The following is a 293-nucleotide window of genomic DNA, read 5'->3' as shown; positions in this document are numbered from 1 at the left end:
TGACGCGCAGCCACGGAGAGCTGTTCTCGTCGTAATTGCCCAGCCTGTCCCAGTGGAACTGGATCTTGACGCGTCCGTAGCCATCGGTGTGGATCTCGGCCCCGTCAGGCCCGACCACGATGGCAGTCTGGATGCCGGGATAGGTGCAGGGCTGGCTGTTGTAGTGGCGTCCCGGGCGCCACTGAATATCCTTGCGCACGCAGCGGAACGTGTTCTCGTAGTTCGACGGCGCGCCCGCTCCAGCCTGGTAATTATTGCTGGCCTCATGGTCGACGGACAGGATCAGATAGTCC

The 293-nt window shown here is 62.1% G+C and carries 1 pseudogene; it reads right to left on the bottom strand.

What is annotated here, in order from left to right:
- Positions 1 to 293: pseudogene (locus ASC93_RS32165) on the bottom strand (type VI secretion system tip protein VgrG); the annotation flags it as partial.

Source organism: Massilia sp. Root335 (genome assembly GCF_001425685.1).
GTDB classification, from domain to species: domain Bacteria; phylum Pseudomonadota; class Gammaproteobacteria; order Burkholderiales; family Burkholderiaceae_D; genus Telluria; species Telluria luteola.
The sequence above is the reverse complement of the archived record's forward strand: the minus strand, read 5'-3'. Positions and strand labels throughout refer to the sequence as shown.